20 protein-coding genes and 3 tRNA genes are annotated in these 16,575 nt (G+C 46.3%); 6 read left to right on the forward strand and 17 right to left on the reverse strand.

All coding sequences use genetic code 11. The features are described from left to right. Positions 1-40: 40 nt before the first annotated feature. The 6 genes from L4D09_RS14700 to mutY form a co-directional block, all read right to left on the reverse strand. A tRNA-Thr gene (locus L4D09_RS14700) sits at positions 41-116 on the reverse strand. A gap of 46 nt (positions 117-162) precedes the next feature. Next, positions 163-238, reverse strand: a tRNA-Asn gene (locus L4D09_RS14705). A 42-nt stretch (positions 239-280) separates the two neighbouring features. Continuing rightward, positions 281-356 (reverse strand) — tRNA-Phe (locus L4D09_RS14710). A 129-nt stretch (positions 357-485) separates the two neighbouring features. After that, positions 486-1,619 (reverse strand): membrane-bound lytic murein transglycosylase MltC, encoded by a 1,134-nt coding sequence (gene mltC / locus L4D09_RS14715; RefSeq protein ID WP_428458270.1) that lies wholly within the window; start codon positions 1,617-1,619, stop codon positions 486-488. A gap of 111 nt (positions 1,620-1,730) precedes the next feature. Then, entirely contained in the window at positions 1,731-2,003 is a 273-nt protein-coding gene (locus tag L4D09_RS14720; protein WP_428458271.1) for an oxidative damage protection protein, read from the reverse strand. A gap of 93 nt (positions 2,004-2,096) precedes the next feature. Beyond that, the gene (gene mutY, locus L4D09_RS14725) at positions 2,097-3,161 is read right to left on the reverse strand and encodes an A/G-specific adenine glycosylase (RefSeq protein WP_428458272.1); all 1,065 of its coding nucleotides are present in this window, start codon (positions 3,159-3,161) and stop codon (positions 2,097-2,099) included. Between the two features lie 169 nt (positions 3,162-3,330). Here mutY and trmB point away from each other — a divergent pair, with 169 nt between their 5' ends. From trmB to L4D09_RS14740, 3 genes are all read left to right on the forward strand, one after another. Further along, positions 3,331-4,068, forward strand: coding sequence for a tRNA (guanosine(46)-N7)-methyltransferase TrmB (trmB, locus tag L4D09_RS14730; RefSeq protein WP_428458273.1), 738 nt, complete (start codon positions 3,331-3,333; stop codon positions 4,066-4,068). Between the two features lie 97 nt (positions 4,069-4,165). Beyond that, positions 4,166-5,086 carry a glutaminase B gene (glsB, locus tag L4D09_RS14735; RefSeq protein WP_428458274.1) on the forward strand — a complete coding sequence of 307 codons (921 nt, stop codon included), beginning with the start codon at positions 4,166-4,168 and terminating at the stop codon, positions 5,084-5,086. Positions 5,087-5,136: 50 nt separating this feature from the next. Then, positions 5,137-5,553: a hypothetical protein gene (locus L4D09_RS14740; RefSeq protein ID WP_428458275.1), complete on the forward strand. Its 417-nt coding sequence runs from the start codon at positions 5,137-5,139 to the stop codon at positions 5,551-5,553. An 81-nt stretch (positions 5,554-5,634) separates the two neighbouring features. Here L4D09_RS14740 and hemW read toward each other — a convergent pair whose 3' ends face one another. The 3 genes from hemW to L4D09_RS14755 form a co-directional block, all read right to left on the reverse strand. Beyond that, positions 5,635-6,801, reverse strand: coding sequence for a radical SAM family heme chaperone HemW (hemW, locus tag L4D09_RS14745; RefSeq protein WP_428458276.1), 1,167 nt, complete (start codon positions 6,799-6,801; stop codon positions 5,635-5,637). 3 nt (positions 6,802-6,804) lie between these two features. Beyond that, the gene (locus L4D09_RS14750; protein ID WP_428458277.1) at positions 6,805-7,398 is read right to left on the reverse strand and encodes an XTP/dITP diphosphatase; all 594 of its coding nucleotides are present in this window, start codon (positions 7,396-7,398) and stop codon (positions 6,805-6,807) included. A 132-nt stretch (positions 7,399-7,530) separates the two neighbouring features. Beyond that, positions 7,531-7,956 carry a DUF4426 domain-containing protein gene (locus L4D09_RS14755; RefSeq protein ID WP_428458278.1) on the reverse strand — a complete coding sequence of 142 codons (426 nt, stop codon included), beginning with the start codon at positions 7,954-7,956 and terminating at the stop codon, positions 7,531-7,533. Positions 7,957-8,227: 271 nt separating this feature from the next. Between L4D09_RS14755 and L4D09_RS14760 the strand changes: the two genes are divergently transcribed. After that, on the forward strand, positions 8,228-8,608 hold the full coding sequence (locus L4D09_RS14760; RefSeq protein WP_428458279.1) for a hypothetical protein: 381 nt from the start codon (positions 8,228-8,230) through the stop codon (positions 8,606-8,608). Positions 8,609-8,651: 43 nt separating this feature from the next. Here L4D09_RS14760 and yggU read toward each other — a convergent pair whose 3' ends face one another. The 4 genes from yggU to L4D09_RS14780 all read right to left on the reverse strand — a co-directional run bounded on the left by yggU (position 8,652) and on the right by L4D09_RS14780 (position 11,151). Then, the gene (gene yggU, locus L4D09_RS14765; protein WP_428458280.1) at positions 8,652-8,948 is read right to left on the reverse strand and encodes a DUF167 family protein YggU; all 297 of its coding nucleotides are present in this window, start codon (positions 8,946-8,948) and stop codon (positions 8,652-8,654) included. Continuing rightward, a complete protein-coding gene (locus L4D09_RS14770; RefSeq protein ID WP_428458281.1) occupies positions 8,945-9,499 on the reverse strand; it encodes a YggT family protein in 555 nt (184 codons plus the stop codon). Before L4D09_RS14770 ends, yggU begins: the two co-directional genes overlap by 4 nt. A 9-nt stretch (positions 9,500-9,508) precedes the next feature. Next, positions 9,509-10,327 carry a pyrroline-5-carboxylate reductase gene (gene proC, locus L4D09_RS14775; protein WP_428458282.1) on the reverse strand — a complete coding sequence of 273 codons (819 nt, stop codon included), beginning with the start codon at positions 10,325-10,327 and terminating at the stop codon, positions 9,509-9,511. Between the two features lie 113 nt (positions 10,328-10,440). Continuing rightward, positions 10,441-11,151 carry a YggS family pyridoxal phosphate-dependent enzyme gene (locus L4D09_RS14780; RefSeq protein WP_428458283.1) on the reverse strand — a complete coding sequence of 237 codons (711 nt, stop codon included), beginning with the start codon at positions 11,149-11,151 and terminating at the stop codon, positions 10,441-10,443. Positions 11,152-11,174: 23 nt separating this feature from the next. Here L4D09_RS14780 and L4D09_RS14785 point away from each other — a divergent pair, with 23 nt between their 5' ends. Both L4D09_RS14785 and L4D09_RS14790 read left to right on the forward strand, forming a co-directional pair. After that, positions 11,175-12,212, forward strand: coding sequence for a type IV pilus twitching motility protein PilT (locus tag L4D09_RS14785; RefSeq protein WP_428458284.1), 1,038 nt, complete (start codon positions 11,175-11,177; stop codon positions 12,210-12,212). Between the two features lie 15 nt (positions 12,213-12,227). After that, entirely contained in the window at positions 12,228-13,334 is a 1,107-nt protein-coding gene (locus tag L4D09_RS14790; RefSeq protein WP_428458285.1) for a PilT/PilU family type 4a pilus ATPase, read from the forward strand. A gap of 418 nt (positions 13,335-13,752) precedes the next feature. Here the strand turns inward: L4D09_RS14790 and ruvX are convergent, their stop codons facing one another. The 4 genes from ruvX to rsmE form a co-directional block, all read right to left on the reverse strand. Then, a complete protein-coding gene (gene ruvX, locus L4D09_RS14795) occupies positions 13,753-14,181 on the reverse strand; it encodes a Holliday junction resolvase RuvX (RefSeq protein WP_428458286.1) in 429 nt (142 codons plus the stop codon). After that, positions 14,178-14,741, reverse strand: coding sequence for a YqgE/AlgH family protein (locus L4D09_RS14800; RefSeq protein WP_428458287.1), 564 nt, complete (start codon positions 14,739-14,741; stop codon positions 14,178-14,180). The genes ruvX and L4D09_RS14800 overlap by 4 nt, the downstream gene beginning before the upstream one ends. Before the next feature lie 124 nt (positions 14,742-14,865). Further along, positions 14,866-15,813, reverse strand: coding sequence for a glutathione synthase (gene gshB, locus L4D09_RS14805; protein WP_428458288.1), 948 nt, complete (start codon positions 15,811-15,813; stop codon positions 14,866-14,868). A gap of 30 nt (positions 15,814-15,843) precedes the next feature. After that, entirely contained in the window at positions 15,844-16,575 is a 732-nt protein-coding gene (rsmE, locus tag L4D09_RS14810) for a 16S rRNA (uracil(1498)-N(3))-methyltransferase (RefSeq protein WP_428458289.1), read from the reverse strand.

The following is a 16,575-nucleotide window of genomic DNA, read 5'->3' on the forward strand; positions in this document are numbered from 1 at the left end:
TTACTTTTGCAATGTTGTTTACACAACGCTTGCTAAGAAATGGTGCCGACTACCGGAGTCGAACTGGTGACCTACTGATTACAAGTCAGTTGCTCTACCTACTGAGCTAAGTCGGCACACTAAATCTTTTTTAGTTCTAAGCCATTGGCTCAAAACTGAATTTGGCTCCCCCTGCAAGACTTGAACTTGCGACATACGGATTAACAGTCCGCCGTTCTACCAACTGAACTAAGGGGGAATTGCTTATCGTTGCTTGCACCATGTTCATCAAAAGAAGAAATGGTGCCTCGAGGCGGAATCGAACCACCGACACGAGGATTTTCAATCCTCTGCTCTACCGACTGAGCTATCGAGGCAACGGAGCGCTATTAAACGGTTTTTCCGGCTTTTCGTCAACTACTTTTTTAAGAAAAATGTCTAGAAAGGGTGCGCTTGATGGGTTTTTGGTCATAAACCGCATTTGTGGCTATTTCCTTGTCATAGCATCAAATTTTTCCTTGGTTGAACTCTTTTTGAAAAGCCGTCACTTTTTCTAAATAACGCCGAGCTTCAGCATTACGGTGCTTTTGGGTTAATGCCCAGTACACCTGATTCGGCTGTAGGCTATTAAGATCATTCATTGCCCGTTTGCGATCGCTATGGAACGTATTGAGGACACCACCTGTGCCACCGTTATATGCTGAAATCATGCTGTAATGTAGCGATAAGGGATCCCGTACATCTTTCAAATACCGAGTACGCAGTATGTAGAAGTATGCCGTGCCTGTATCGATATTTCTCGCAGGGTCAAACAGGTACTCAGGGCTGGGTATGCCCGGCTTATTTTTGACGAGATTAAACACATCCGCCCCGGCAGTTTTGGGTACCACTTGCATTAAACCGTAAGCATTGGCATGGCTAACGGCATAAGGGTTAAAACTGCTCTCGGTTTTTATTATGGCGTAAATAAGATCTTCGGCGATACCATAGCGGCGCGATGCATCGCGAACAATATCGGCATATTTGTAACTACGTTGATTCGCATGATCCTCGACCATTGGGATTTCGACGTAGTAAACCTGATGAAAGCGCTCTTTACGCTTTTTTAGCTTGGTGCGAACAAGGTAATCAGAAAACTGGTTGGCGCGCCAAGACCATTCAATCGGCTTACCCTCTTGATCTAACACTTGACCATACAAAAAAGGTTTACCTTTAAGGTCAATGGCTGAGTCAGAATATAAATCAACACCACCGGGATTATCTGGGGTCAGTAAGGTGTTATTAATGGCTTCTCTGAGGTGATTCTCTGGCTCGGTTTTCGCGACGGTTTCAACGATCACAACGCCACGTTCAAAGTCGACGTGGGCACGGCTTTGGTAGCCATCGGTGTATTTAACGTATTGGCGTTTACTGGCAACTAGCGAGTCGTTGTCTCCCCAGTGACGCCTTACTTGGCCACTGAAGTTGTTCATCAATCGATCGAGAGCGGCGGCATCCCGAGTAAACTGACCGGGGAGTGGAGCGAGGTTATTCGCGAAGCGATTGGTCGTGGTGTAGTTAACATCATAGAGACCTTCGATGAACTCTCGGCTGCATCCACTGAGCAAAAGCAAAGACAATAATAGCGCGCGTGTTTTCATAATTATAAAAAAGACATCACTTGTGGTGTCACAAATGATGTCATTATCAATGCGTTGGTGTAAGGGCTGATGATGAAAATATTAGGTCTTCAATCAAAAGCGTGATGAGGCTTACTTACTTGGTGGGGTGTAACCGTCGATAACGACATCCTGGCCTTCAAATAAGAAGTTAACCATTTCAGTTTCTAATAGTTTACGGTGCTCAGGATCCATCATGTTGAGCTTCTTTTCGTTGATCAGCATGGTTTGCTTACCTTGCCACTCTGCCCATGCTTCTTTCGAGATATTATCGAAAATGCGCTTACCTAGATCACCAGGGTAAAGTTGGAAATCTAGGCCTTCCGCGTCTTTTTTTAGGCGGGCACAAAAAACTGTACGGCTCATCGAGTGGCTCCTTAAATTGTTAACCTTCATGGGTACGGCTCTATTTATACCAGAGAGCAGGGATGGCATCTAGCAAACCCCGTCCCCATCGGCTTATTTCTTGTTGAGTTCGTAGCGTAGACTTTCAAGGATTTGCTTTACCGGGGTCGCGAGACCAACCTCTGCTGGTTGGTTTAAGTTATACCATTGCCCTTGATTCGCTTCGCTGACGATATTCGGTTGCTGTGACAAGCTAAGCCTCATCGGCACAATATCGAGGTGGTAGTGGCTGAAGGTATGGCGGAAAGCGTTAAGTTGTTCCGTGTCGGTGATGAGATCACTCTGTTGGCCTAACCGATGCTCCATCAGGCTTGTTAAATCAGCACTATCGTGTTGCGGGAAACACCATAGGCCACCCCAAATACCGGCAGGTGGACGCTTTTCCAACCACACTTCGTCGTGGCACTGTAAAATGGCAAACCAAGTTTGTTTTTCTGGCATGGTTTTCTTGGGTTTTTTACCAGGGAAGTCGGTTTGGCGCGCCATGGCTTTGGCCTGACAGAGGCTGGATACTGGGCATAGCTCGCATTTCGGTTTGCTACGAGTACAAATCATTGCCCCCATATCCATCATTGCTTGGTTGTAGCGCTCAACCCCTTGGTCTGGCGTATTGGCCTCTGCGATATCCCATAGCTTATTTTCAACTGGCTTTTTGCCGGGCCAACCTTCGACGGCGTAGCAGCGGGCAAGCGTGCGCTTGACGTTACCATCCAAAATCGCGTGATGTTGCCTTAATGAGAGCGATAGTACCGCACCAGCGGTTGAGCGGCCGATCCCAGGTAAGGCGATGACCTGCTCAATATCTGTTGGGAATATACCGTTATAGTCACTAACAATGAGTTTGGCAGCTTTGTGTAGATTACGAGCACGGGCATAGTAACCAAGGCCTGTCCACAGGTGGAGTACTTCATCTTGTTCGGCTGCGGCGAGATCAGCAACGCTAGGGAAGCGCGCCATGAAACGTTCGAAATAGGGGATCACCGTGGCAACTTGAGTTTGTTGCAGCATGATTTCCGATAGCCAGACTTTATAAGGTGTTTTTTCCAGTTGCCATGGCAGAGTTTTTCGGCCGAATTTGTCATACCACGCTAAAATGGCATCAGAGAAGGTATTAGTCACAGATTTAAGCTCACTTTACTGACAGCAACAGGTGTGTGTCATTATTATTGGAATGATAATTTTCCGCTGATTGCACCACAAAGTCGGGGTTGTCGCAAACGATAGACTTGAACTTAGCCTGTAACTTTGGATAATGCCGTTCCGTTTCTTTTTTGTTTGGATATTAAGCATGAGCGAAGTTTCAAAGAAGTCAGGTGATGTTACCCTGACTGAATTTACCGAAGACGGCAAACTGGTACGAAAAATTCGTAGCTTTGTTCGTCGTGAAGGCCGTTTAACCAAAGGCCAAGAAACGGCCATGGATAACAACTGGCCAACGATGGGTATCGACTTCGCTCAGCAGATGCTGGATTGGAAAGAAGTGTATAACCGTGAAGCGCCAGTGGTATTAGAAATTGGCTTTGGTATGGGCGCATCATTAGTTGAAATGGCGAAAAATGCGCCAGAGAAAAATTATATCGGTATCGAAGTGCATAGCCCTGGTGTAGGTGCTTGCTTGATGGCGGCTGAAGAAGCGGAAATTACTAATCTACGTGTAATGTGTCACGATGGTGTTGAAGTGTTTGAACACATGATCCCTGACGGTAGCTTAGATTGTGTTCAGTTATTCTTCCCTGACCCATGGCATAAAGCGCGTCACCACAAGCGCCGTATTGTACAGCCTGAATTCGCACAAATGCTGCGTAAGAAGCTGAAAATCGGTGGTATTTTCCATATGGCAACAGACTGGGAAAACTACGCAGAGCATATGGTTGAAGTGATGGATGCTGCACCTGGTTACCGTAATACCGCGACTGATGGTGACTACATTGCTCGTCCTGAGGATCGTCCGCTAACTAAATTCGAAGCGCGTGGCCACCGTTTAGGCCATGGTGTTTGGGACATGAAGTTCGAGCGCACTGAATAAGCACGATCAGTACCTAGGCTCTGCCTAATGCCGAAAAGCGAAGATTGAGAAAGAAAACCAACCTTGTGTTGGTTTTTTTATCCTTGGAGAAAATGAAATGAAGCCAACAGAGCAACTGCTAAACGAGATTTTAGATGAAGTCCGGCCATTAATTGGTCATGGAGAAGTGGCTGACTATATCCCGGCATTGGCTGAGGTTCCCGCAAATAAGTTGGGAATTGCCGTGTGTTATAACGATGGTGAAATTATACAGGCTGGTGATTGTGAAGAGGACTTCTCTATTCAGTCGATCTCTAAAGTACTCAGTCTGACGCTGGCGATGACCCTGTATCAGGCAAGTGAAATTTGGCAGCGAGTGGGTAAAGAGCCATCTGGCCATGCATTTAACTCAATGATCCAGCTGGAACTTGAAAATGGTATTCCCCGTAACCCGTTTATCAATGCTGGGGCATTGGTGGTCTCAGACCTACTGCATAGTCGCTTGTGTGCGCCACAATACCGAATGTTAGAGTTGGTACGTGAGTTAGCGTGCAACCCACACATTACCTATGACAAGGTGGTTGCAGCGTCTGAAATGCAGCATAGCGATCGTAATGCTTCCATAGCCTACCTGATGCGCTCATTTGGTAACTTCGAGAATGAAGTGATGCCTGTGCTAAAGAACTACTTTAGCTACTGCTCTTTGAAAATGAGCTGTGTTGATTTAGCTCGTACATTCAGCTATTTAGCGAATAAGGGGCTTCCTTTGGGCGCAAAAAAAACAATTATCAACCAAACTCAGTCTAAGCAAATGAATGCATTACTGGCGACTTGTGGGTTATATGACGGGGCTGGTGAATTTGCTTATCGGGTGGGCATGCCGGGTAAATCCGGTGTTGGTGGTGGGATTGTTGCCATTGTACCGGGAGAGATGTCTATCGCGGTATGGTCACCAGAATTGGATCCGTCGGGTAATTCACTTGCCGGAACCGCCGCATTGGAATTGCTTGCTGAGAGAATTGGACGCTCGATATTTTAGTGGATGAGTTTGCTCATAGATGAACGGCTGATCCATCTTTGGGGATGCGTATGTCTACACGTTACAGTCGTTTATTTTACTCTGTGGTTGGTTTATCAATGTTAAGCGGGGCAGGGCTAGCCAGTGCTCAAGTGAATGAGGCGCCCATGTGCCAGCCGGAATGGCACAACGCCATGAGTTTACAAGACGGGGCACTAACCCTCGAGTTCTTAGGTGAAACCTTTAAAATAAAACCCAGTGGCCAGCTATATTTTGGGGTCCATAAAGTAAAACTTGATGACCATCAAATGGCCGCTCTCGCCGATTATCACCGTTTGATGTTGGACGATTTACCTTATGCGCTCTCTCATTCGCAATTGATTGATGATGAAATGTGTCATCGCGTTGCTGTCCGCCAAGCGAAAGAAAATGAGATACAGTCGCTTATCCCAGCATTAAAACGCTGGCAAAGTGTGACGCTCGAATAATCGCGTATGGGGATTTGCAATGCTAAAAAGCGGGCTGTTGCCCGCTTTGTTGTGTCTATGCTCGTGTTGCTAGCAGTATGGCTATGGGGTGTCATCTTCGTTTACAAATGCTGCGAGCAGATCGTTTAGGAAGAGCTTACCGTGCTCTGTGATTTGCCATTCATCGCCTTTATCTTCTAGATACTTCTGCTCTAACGCCCATTCAATCGTTGGCTCTATGGTACTTAATGGCAGGCCTGTACGGTCGATATAGTCTTGCTTTGGGCACGATTCGAGCAGTCTGAAGCGGTTCATGAAGAACTCAAAGGGGCGTTCAGCTGCTGCAACTTGTGTCGCTTTATCAAGGTAAGGCTTCTGTGAGTTTAGATAACCACGCGGGTGCTTTACCTTAACCGTACGGGTGATGGTGCCATCAGCGAAGCTGAGTTTACCGTGAGCGCCGCAGCCGATACCGAGGTAATCGCCAAAGCGCCAATAATTGAGGTTATGGCGACACTGTAAGCCCGGCTTGCTGTAACCTGAAATCTCATATTGCACATAGCCTGCCTCAGCTAATAGCTGGTGGCCACGTTCAAAGATATCCCATAGATCATCATCGTCAGGCAAAACCGGAGGCTTTGAATAGAACAGTGTATTAGGCTCAATGGTGAGCTGATACCAAGATAAATGCGGTGGATTTAGCGCAATGGCTTGCTGTAGATCAGACAGGGCATCTTCCACACTTTGTTCTGGCAGGCCATGCATTAAGTCGATATTAAAGCTATTTAGACCCGCCTCACTGGCGAGCTTTGCCGCTCTGATCGCTTCCTGGCTACCATGGATCCGACCAAGACGCTTAAGCTTTTCGTCTTGAAAGCTTTGAATACCAATGGATATTCGGTTTACACCTACATCATGGTAAGCGGTAAAACGCCCCGCCTCAACCGTTCCCGGATTAGCCTCCATTGTGATTTCAATGTCATCACTGAAAGGAATACGCTCGTTAACCGCGACTAACAAGCGGCCGATTTCTGGTGCAGAAATTAAGCTTGGTGTTCCGCCACCAATAAAAATGGAATGGAGCTTACGATCATCTTTCTCAAGATTATAAGCCGCTATATCAGTATCCAAATCTTCAATCAGAGCATCAATATAATCGAGCTCTGGGATTTTGGTTTTCAAGGCGTGCGAGTTGAAATCACAGTAAGGGCATTTCTGCACGCACCATGGAATATGGATATACAAGCTGAGAGGTGGTGGAACTAGCATAGTTTATGCGTCCTTTAGGGCAGCAAACAACGTCGCGAGTGCTTTACCGCGGTGTGATAGCTGCTTTTTACGAGCAGGTAGTAATTCTGCTGATGCGCATTGATCTTCTTGTACCCAGAATACCGGATCATAACCAAATCCGTTACTACCGTGAGTCTCTGTTAGGATGCTGCCTTCCCAGCTCCCGTGGCAGACCAATGGGGTAGGATCGTTTTCGTGGCGCATCATCACGAGTACACAGTGAAAGCGGGCAGTACGCAGCTCGGTGGGTACGCCATCCATTTCTGCTAACAGCTTTTGGATATTATCTTGATCAGATGCACCTTCACCCGCAAAACGTGCTGAATAAATACCCGGCGCACCTTTCAAGTAGTCGACTTCTAGTCCGGAGTCATCAGCGATCGCAGGTAGGCCCGTTTCTTTTGCAGCGTGGCGCGCCTTAATGATGGCATTCTCGATAAACGTTGTGCCTGTTTCTGCCACCGAAGAAACGTTGTAATCGCTTTGAGCAACGACATCAAAGCCAAAATCGGCCAATAGGCTTGCCATTTCTTTTACTTTGCCCTGATTACCAGTAGCCAGTACCAATTTGCTCATCACTGCTCCTCGAAGAGTCATTATGCCGGTGCGTATCACCAATGTGGGCGGCTATCTTAACTGACTGCCCAAAAATTAAAAGAGGCGCTTACTGCGCCCCTTTTATTTGCTAATTCACCATGAGCGATTTTGCTAGTCAACGTAGAAGGTTTGCTTGAAATCGATATTTCCTTTGGTGCCATTTTGCGACACATCAATAGAGAAACTAAAGCTTTCTTCGTTGGCGTGTTTCAGCTCGGCAATGTAGTAAATGGCCGCCCCTTCCCTTACTTCACGAAAAGATAGGTTTTTAATACTGCCAATCAAGTTTTTTGCTTGCCCAGATAAAACCGCAGGCACGGCAGGCTTGCCGGTTTGGCTCGCATCAAGCACAGTCACATTCACAACCGCAGAATAGCGACTACGTTGGATTTTATAGTTGCTGGCGATTTCCGGGGTGAGGAAGGTCGATGGGAAGCTTGAGTAATGTACTTCAAGGTTGCCGATATTTTTCAGCTGTTCAGCATGAACGGGCAGGGCTGCCAGTAAAAGTAATAAGGCGCTGAGCAAGGTTTTCATTGTGATATCTCCAATGGGGAAGCGGTGTTTTTTTATTAAGCTATAGATATATTTTCGACTACATTTTCTCGATTCACCACAAGCTTTGTTTTTAGTGTTAGACATGCTTGCATTGATATCTTGCCATTGTACCTAAATTTTCAGCTTCCAACTTGATAAAGCAGAGTTGTCTATTCAATGTTTAGATACTTAAGAGAGTCGTTTTGACCGATATCACATCGCGGTATGGGTACATGGAAGGCAGCGATTTAAATTCGGTAGGGAGTGAGGTGTGATGACGGGTAGCCCAGTAGAGCAAGCGAAACTTCATCGAATGATGATAGTTGATGCCCTCGGTTTTTGTTATATCCTCCTACCATGTGGTCAGAACCTAGATCGTAAGTTGGGCATGCGAGAATACCGCTTCAAGGATAAATATTGGGCAAGATTGCTATTGCAGTCGCATCACAATCGATGGGGGTATCGGTTTGAATTGCGTAAGCTATACCTGAGTGTATTGCCTTGCCCTTTAATTCATCACAAATCAGATCAGACGATCCTCAATGAACTTAGTGATCGCATCGCATGTGGTGATCTTTGGGTGTATAAGGTCAATCATTTATTGTCCCTTTCTTCGTCTCCTTCTCCTGATACTCATTCAACGATTGATTAATGTAACAAAGCCGAGTACTAGACTCGGCTTTGTTATTTACAGATTAAACGAGCAATGCGGAAATGGTATCGGGTACTTCACGTGGGCTTTCAATCCGAACTTGTTTGTGTCGGCCGAGTTCGCCCTTTTCGATAACAATCTGCCCCTTTGCGACTTTAAACTGTTTAGACAGGTATTTCGTTAGGTGAGCATTGGCTTTACCGTCAACTGGCGGGGCGGTAATGGCGACTTTTACTTCATCACCATGTAACCCAACCAGTTGATCGCGACTGGCTTTCGGCTGAATATACAACCGAAGTACCAAGTCATCTCCCTGACGAATGACTGCCTTTAGGGTCATAGCTGATACCAGATCGGCCCAACCATGTCGCCCATTAAGAAATTGGCAAACTGTAAACCGATGAACAGAACTAGTACGCTTAAATCAAGGCCGCCCATTGCTGGGATCACACGGCGGATTGGTGCTGTCAGTGGTTCAGTCAGTTGATGCATAACGTATTCCATCGGACTACGACCTTGGCTAACCCAACTTAAGATTGCACGTAGTAATAGCACCCAGAATAGTAGGCCGCCCATGGCTTTTAGTAGTGATAGTCCACCAACCCATAGATATTCAACACTGAATGCTAAAGCACCACCCAGAACGAGTTGAAGGGTGATGAATTTACCCATGCTTAATGCGTACGCGAATAATAAAGTCGCGACATCGAGTGAACCGATCGATGGGATCATTCGACGTAATGGCGCAACGATGGGTTGTGTTGCTTTTACAATGAACTGAGAGAACGGATTGTAGAAATCTGCTTTTGCCCACTGAAGCCAGATGCGAAGCAGTACAACCATGATGTAAAGGTCAAACAGAGTGCTGACCAAAAAACCAAGTGAATTCATATATTAACCTTAAAATAATTTTTCCATTTCTTCCGCGCGAGTTACGGCTGCACGCATTGCTTTCGCTACGGTATCACTAAGTTGATGCTCGTTAAAAGTACGAATTGCTTCAGCGGTGGTGCCGCCTTTTGAAGTGACTTGCTCACGTAGCGTTGATAATTCAGTATTCGGGTTAGCAACAACCATTTCTGCGGCACCCAATGCGGTTTGTTGAACCAACTGACGCGCTGTCTCTGGCTCAAAACCTTGCTTAATAGCCTCAGCCTGCATTGCTTCCATAAACAGGAAGAAATACGCTGGCGCACTGCCTGCCGCAGCAATAATACCGTTTATTTGGGCTTCTTGCTCTACCCAACAGGCTTTACCGACAGCTTGCATTAAGTTCTCAGCAAAGCTCTTATCACATGAACTCAAACCTTCAGATGCAAATAAACCACTCATGCCTTTACCTATAAGTGACGGGGTATTTGGCATTACCCGAACAAGGTTAAGTTTGGTTGCCAGCATTTCGTTTAAGCGAGAAGCGCTGATCCCGGCGGCAATGGATATAACCAACTTACCTGAAAAATCTAATATTTGTAGCGGCTTACAAACTTCTTCCATTAGCTGGGGTTTTACCGCAAGCACAATGACATCAGCTTCAGAAGCTGCTTGCAAGTTGTTGTCGGAAGTATGGATACCATAATCAAGTGCTAGTGGTTCGCGGCGGGCTGCGCTTGGGGCGGTTGCGGTAATTTTGTCTGGGGCATAACCACTGGCTGTAAGGCCAGCAATGATAGAGCGTGTCATGTTACCAGCGCCAATGAAGGCAATTGCGCGTTGTTCCATGTTCATCAATCCTTATGTAAGTAGGTAGAGCGAGGAAGTATTGTCTTGGTTCTTCCTTTGACCCTTATGTTTCCATTATTTGTTAATTTTATGGTCGTACAAGTGACGAGAATTTAAGCTTGCTGAGAGTAATCCCTAGCACCAAAAATTGCCGTGCCTATACGCACAATTGTACTGCCTGCTGCTATGGCGGCATCTAAATCGCCACTCATTCCCATCGATAATGTATCGAGTTGTGGGTGTGTTGCTTTTAGGTTGTTTTGAAGCTCTGCAAGACGAGTGAAGGCGAGCAGCTGGCTGTCATAATTGTCGGCTTTTTGTGGTATCGACATTAAGCCTCGCAGTACCAAATTTGGCATTGCGGCAATTTCATCTGCCACTGCTGCAATATCACCAAATCCAAGGCCTGACTTGCTGGCTTCACCACTGGTATTGACTTGAAGTAAGACATTCAATGGTGCCATGCCTGCTGGGCGTTGTTCACTCAGGCGGCGGGCTACTTTCACTCTGTCGATAGAATGTACCCAATCAAAGTGCTCCGCGATAGGACGCGTTTTGTTGGATTGGATAGGACCAATAAAGTGCCAGCTTAATGCTGAGTTTGGGTGACTTACAGCAAAGTGTTGAACTTTTTCAACACCTTCCTGCACATAGTTTTCACCAAAAGCACAGTGGCCAGCTGCAATCGCTTCTTCGATGGCGGCTATGGGTTTGGTCTTGCTTACCGCCAATAATTGCACTGAATCGGCGTCTCGACCGCATTTTTTTGCTGCGAGGTCTATCTGGGAGATGACCTGTTCAATATTTTGCTTGATACTACTCATAATTGATTCTGTGGGGAAAATTTATGGATATCACCGAACTACTGGACTTTAGTGTAAAGCATAATGCATCAGATCTGCACCTTTCTGCTGGTGTTCCACCAATGATTCGTGTTGATGGTGACGTAAGGAAACTCAGCCTACCTGAATTAGAGCATGGTGAGGTACACCGATTAATTTTTGACATTATGAACGATGCTCAGCGTCGTGAATATGAAGAAAGGCTTGAAGTCGACTTTTCTTTTGAATTACCTGATGTCGGTCGCTTTCGTGTGAATGCTTTTCAACAAGCGCGTGGCTGTGCGGCGGTATTTCGTACCATACCGATGAGTATCCCAACCCTTGAATCACTCAATGTGCCGGATGTCTTTTATAACATTGCGCAGTGTCAGCGCGGACTGGTTTTGGTGACGGGGGCTACGGGTTCAGGTAAATCCACCACGATTGCAGCATTGGTTGACTACATTAATGAAAATTTTAATCGCCATATTCTAACCATTGAAGATCCAATTGAATTTGTTCACTCCGGCAAACGTTGTTTGATTAACCAGCGTGAAGTACATCGCGATACTCATAGCTTTCAGAATGCATTGCGCTCATCACTGCGTGAAGATCCTGATGTTATCGTTGTCGGTGAGCTTCGCGATCAAGAAACGATCAGCCTGGCGCTAACGGCTGCTGAAACGGGTCACTTGGTATTGGGTACCCTACACACCAGTTCTGCGGCGAAAACCGTTGATAGGATCATTGATGTTTTTCCGGGGAACGATAAAGCCATGGTGAGATCCATGCTTTCTGAATCTTTACGTGCCGTAGTCTCGCAGAATTTATTGAAATGTGTGAGTGGGGGACGAGTTGCTGCGCATGAAGTGATGATGGCAACGCCCGCAATCCGAAACCTGATACGAGAAAGCAAAGTGGCGCAGATGTATTCGATGATCCAGACCGGCTCTTCCATGGGGATGCAGACCATGGAGCAGAGTGTCAAAATGCTAGTGGCACAAGGTTTAGTCGAAGCTGAAGAAGGCCGCCGTGTAGTTGATAGCAGTTTTATTCAGATATAACGCAGAGGAAGAAGCATGACGTTACAAAGTGCACTGAATGAAATGGTTAGCAGCAAGGCGTCAGACTTGTACATTACCGTTGATTCACCGAGTTTATTGCGTATTGATGGCAGTTTGCATCCTATTGGCGAGCCATTGAATCGACAAGCGATTGATCGAATGTTTGAAGAAGCAATGGATAGTACGTTGCTGGAAGACTTTTACACCACGAAAGAAGCCAATTTTGCCTTAGTACGTGGCGAGTTGCGTTTTCGTGTGAGTGCTTTTTGGCAACGCGAGCTGCCGGGGATGGTAATTCGACGGATTGAAACTGAAATCCCTGATATTTTCAGCCTGAATCTTCCCATGGATATGCAAAAAATGGCGTTGGCAAAACGCGGTTTGGTGCTTGTGGTTGGCGCGACTGGATCGGGTAAATCAACCTCGATGGCAGCGTTAACCGGCTATCGAAATACAAACCGCAGTGGCCATATTCTAACCGTGGAAGATCCTATCGAGTTTGTGCATAAGCATCATAAATGCATTGTCACACAGCGCGAGGTTGGGTTAGACACCGAAAGTTATGAAGTCGCCCTTAAAAATTCGTTACGCCAAGCACCAGATATGATTTTGATCGGGGAGATCCGTACGCCAGAGACCATGGAGTACGCAATGAACTTTGCCGAAACGGGTCATCTCTGCATGGCGACCTTGCATGCCAATAATGCTAACCAAGCGCTAGAACGTATATTGCATCTGGTGCCCAAAGAGCGCCGCGAGCAGTTCTTGTTTGATCTATCCCTTAACTTGAAATGTATTCTGGCTCAGCAATTGATCCCTGATGCGCACGGCGTAGGGCGTCATGGTGCTTTTGAGTTGTTACTTAATACCCCGCGGGTGGCTGATCTTATTCGTCGAGGTGAACTGCATGAAATAAAAGAGGTCATGTCGAAGTCAAATGAGTCGGGCATGATGACCTTTGATCAGTCACTTTATGATCTGTATAGCGCAGGCAAAATCACCGAACAAGATGCGCTTCATCATGCGGATTCTGCCAATGATTTGCGATTGATGATCAAAGTGGGTAGTAAAAACCAGCAGGGTAAAAATACCCTTGATGGGGTGACGGTCGAGATGGATTAATGCTGAAAGTGTGCATGCTTTTAGTTATAAGATCAGGCTAGGCGTAAAGCATTGGGGTTACTATGATCCTAATGCGTATTTATATGATCAAAATAATATATTTATTATTTTTCAAATAGTTATGTTTATCTCTGATCTTGTGTGATCAGCGAATAGAGCTTTGGGGTTTAAGGTGTCCAAAAGCTGTACAAGCTGCTCAGCCCTCGAATTAATTGACCTCAGAGATAATGAATTTCTTTTAATGATCATCAGTTCTGCTTTTTAATGATCATTGGTGAAATTGCTGTACAGCGTAATGAGAGGCGTAAAAAATGCGGATAAAACGGTGGATATATTTTGATAAATAGACGGGGAATAATGGCAGTAAGCGATGTCATCTAGAGGTAAGCTTGAACCTAGCTGACATCGCTAACGGCAGCTAGCCGTATTGCTGTTCGAACCAACTTTCGAGGATCACGACAGCTGACTGGGAATCAATGTTGCCCTTGCTGAGGTTACGATAGCCCCCTTGTTCAAACAATTCAGCGCGTGCTTCTGCCGTGCTCAAGCGTTCATCATGCATCTCGACCTGACAACCAAAACGACCATGTAGACGGTTGGCAAACTTTTTAGCGCGCGGGGTTATGGCTTCGAGTTCGCCACCTTGAAGATCTAAAGGCAGGCCGACCACAACAAGATCGGGTTGCCATTCTTTTAATATTTTACCGATATCGTCCCAATGAGGGATCCCGTCTTTGGCTTTCAATGCAGAAAGAGGGCTGGCTGTACCTGTAAGTTCTTGACCGATGGCGACACCGATACTTTTTGTGCCGTAGTCAAAGGCTAATACGCTGCGTGAGTTACTCATGCATGTCCTTTATCAATAGAAAGATGGGCGGAGCTTATGCCTAGTTGAGCGATGGCTTTGTGCCAACGTTCACTGATAGGGGTGTTGAATACAACCTCTGGGTTCGCTTCTGTTGTTAACCAAGAGTTTTCTGCTAATTCTTTTTCCAGTTGGCCTGCATCCCAACCAGCATAGCCAAGAGCGACCAAAAAGTTATCTGGTGCTTCAGTGGTGCCAAGCAGTGAAAGGATATCTTTAGAGGTCGTGACAGAAACGTCATCTGTAATATCAATGCTTGAACTAAAGTTTTTCACTCGATTATGAAGAACAAATCCGCGGTCAGTTGATACCGGACCACCGTTGAAAACGGGTTGTTCGAGGCTTGAGGGATCATTTACCGGTAAATCTCGTTCGATTTCTATTTGCTCAAGCATATTACCGACGGATATCTCAATCGGTAGGTTAATGACGATGCCCATTGCACCTTCATCATTGTGCTCACAGATATAAACGACACCGCCTTTAAAGTGAGGGTCTTGCATGCTGGGCATGGCAACCAGAAAGTGATTGGTCAAATTCATTGGTGTGCACCTACTACATATCCTGTTACTAACAGTATGTCGACTAATTGGCAGAATTGGTAATAAAACGCAGCCGAAGTGGCTGCGTTTATTGAGGCTGGTCGCTAGCCGCTAAGCTGGCGAGTTAGCCATTAATACGGCGCTCAATTGCGTCCATTAACTTACCTGTGATCGAGATATCGAAGGCCGCTTCAATTTCTCGAATGCAAGTCGGGCTGGTCACGTTGATTTCCGTTAGCTTATCGCCAATTACATCAAGGCCAACAAAGATCAGCCCTTTTTCTTTCAGCACAGGCGCAACGGTTTCTGCAATCTTACGATCTGTTTCACTGATTGGGCGTGCTTCTCCACGGCCGCCAGCTGCAAGGTTACCGCGCGTTTCACCTTTCGCCGGAATGCGTGCTAGGCAGTATGGCATTGGTTCGCCATCGACCACCAAAATACGTTTATCACCATTGCTGATATCAGGCACAAACGTTTGTGCCATGCAGTAGTTTTCACCCATTGCTGTAAGCGTTTCGATGATCACCGACACATTAGGATCGCCTTTCATCACGCGGAAGATCGAAGAGCCGCCCATGCCATCTAGTGGCTTTAAGATCACGTCACCGTGTTCTTGGTGGAAGGCTTTGATCTTGTCGGCGCGACGGGTCACAAGCGTGGTTGGTGTTAATTCCGGGAACCAGGCGGTAAACAGTTTTTCGTTACAGTCGCGTAGGCTCTGGGGTTTATTAACAATCAATGCCCCTTCATTTTCTGCGCGTTCAAGAATGTATGTCGCGTAGATGTATTCAGTGTCGAATGGTGGATCTTTTCGCATTAAAACAGCGTCAAGATCAGATAAAGCGATCTCTTGTTCACTATGGAATTCGAACCAGCCATTTGGATCTTCTTTTAGGCTTACCACGCGGGTACGAGCAACGGCTTTGCCTTGCTCAAGCGATAGGTCGTTCATTTCCATATAGTGGATTTCCCAGCCGCGGCGCTGAGCTTCCATCATCATGGCAAAGCTGGAATCTTTTTTGATGTTGATAGACTCGATAGGGTCCATCACGATACCCAATTTGATCATTGGTTTCTCCTAGTAATTGTCCCGTGGGGGTTAGCCGAGATCGCCGAAGCGGACTTGCAGGGCTGTAATTGCCGTCATGGCTGTCGTCTCGGTACGAAGAACGCGTGGACCAAGCAGGACTTCATCAAATTTGTATTGTTCTGTCATACCGATTTCTTCAGCAGACAAGCCACCTTCTGGGCCAATCAATAAGCGCAGTTTATTGACAGGCTCTGGTAAGGTGTTAATAGAGTAGTTAGCACGTGGGTGCAGGTTCAGTTTGAGGCCGTCGTAGTCTTCGGCACACCAGTCTTCTAACTTCATTACTGGGCGTATTTCGGGCACCACATTGCGGCCACATTGCTCACAGGCTGCAATGACGATTTTTTGCCATTGTGCCAGTTTCTTTTCAAAGCGCTCGGCATTCAATTTTACGCCACAACGCTCTGAAATTAAGGGAGTGATCGTGTTAACACCCAGCTCGACAGATTTCTGGATGGTAAATTCCATTTTTTCGCCACGAGAAATCACCTGACCGAGATGGATATCAAGGGGAGATTCGATGCTGTGTTCGCGGCGTTCTTTGATCTCGACTTCCACGCTTTTTTTACTGGCGTTAGTGATCTCTGCCGGAAATTCAGCATTGCTGCCATCAAATAACAGGACTTCTTGACCTGCCTGCATACGCATGACACGGCCAACGTGGTTGGCGGCATCATCGCTAAGCATGACTTTACCTGAAGCGGGTAGCACTTCTGGGTGGTAGATACGTGGGATTCTCAT

The sequence above is a fragment of the Photobacterium makurazakiensis genome, from assembly GCF_050336715.1.
Classification (GTDB): domain Bacteria; phylum Pseudomonadota; class Gammaproteobacteria; order Enterobacterales; family Vibrionaceae; genus Photobacterium; species Photobacterium makurazakiensis.

Bases quoted from the DNA above. Each gene is read 5' to 3' on its own strand.
- mltC (WP_428458270.1), bottom strand. From the start codon at position 1,619: ATGAAAACACGCGCGCTATTATTGTCTTTGCTTTTGCTCAGTGGATGC.
- L4D09_RS14720 (WP_428458271.1), bottom strand. From the start codon at position 2,003: ATGAGCCGTACAGTTTTTTGTGCCCGCCTAAAAAAAGACGCGGAAGGC.
- trmB (WP_428458273.1), top strand. From the start codon at position 3,331: ATGAGCGAAGTTTCAAAGAAGTCAGGTGATGTTACCCTGACTGAATTT.
- glsB (WP_428458274.1), top strand. From the start codon at position 4,166: ATGAAGCCAACAGAGCAACTGCTAAACGAGATTTTAGATGAAGTCCGG.
- L4D09_RS14740 (WP_428458275.1), top strand. From the start codon at position 5,137: ATGTCTACACGTTACAGTCGTTTATTTTACTCTGTGGTTGGTTTATCA.
- hemW (WP_428458276.1), bottom strand. From the start codon at position 6,801: ATGCTAGTTCCACCACCTCTCAGCTTGTATATCCATATTCCATGGTGC.
- L4D09_RS14750 (WP_428458277.1), bottom strand. From the start codon at position 7,398: ATGAGCAAATTGGTACTGGCTACTGGTAATCAGGGCAAAGTAAAAGAA.
- L4D09_RS14755 (WP_428458278.1), bottom strand. From the start codon at position 7,956: ATGAAAACCTTGCTCAGCGCCTTATTACTTTTACTGGCAGCCCTGCCC.
- yggU (WP_428458280.1), bottom strand. From the start codon at position 8,948: ATGACCCTAAAGGCAGTCATTCGTCAGGGAGATGACTTGGTACTTCGG.
- L4D09_RS14770 (WP_428458281.1), bottom strand. From the start codon at position 9,499: ATGAATTCACTTGGTTTTTTGGTCAGCACTCTGTTTGACCTTTACATC.
- proC (WP_428458282.1), bottom strand. From the start codon at position 10,327: ATGGAACAACGCGCAATTGCCTTCATTGGCGCTGGTAACATGACACGC.
- L4D09_RS14780 (WP_428458283.1), bottom strand. From the start codon at position 11,151: ATGAGTAGTATCAAGCAAAATATTGAACAGGTCATCTCCCAGATAGAC.
- L4D09_RS14785 (WP_428458284.1), top strand. From the start codon at position 11,175: ATGGATATCACCGAACTACTGGACTTTAGTGTAAAGCATAATGCATCA.
- L4D09_RS14790 (WP_428458285.1), top strand. From the start codon at position 12,228: ATGACGTTACAAAGTGCACTGAATGAAATGGTTAGCAGCAAGGCGTCA.
- ruvX (WP_428458286.1), bottom strand. From the start codon at position 14,181: ATGAGTAACTCACGCAGCGTATTAGCCTTTGACTACGGCACAAAAAGT.
- L4D09_RS14800 (WP_428458287.1), bottom strand. From the start codon at position 14,741: ATGAATTTGACCAATCACTTTCTGGTTGCCATGCCCAGCATGCAAGAC.
- gshB (WP_428458288.1), bottom strand. From the start codon at position 15,813: ATGATCAAATTGGGTATCGTGATGGACCCTATCGAGTCTATCAACATC.
- rsmE (WP_428458289.1), bottom strand. From the start codon at position 16,575: ATGAGAATCCCACGTATCTACCACCCAGAAGTGCTACCCGCTTCAGGT.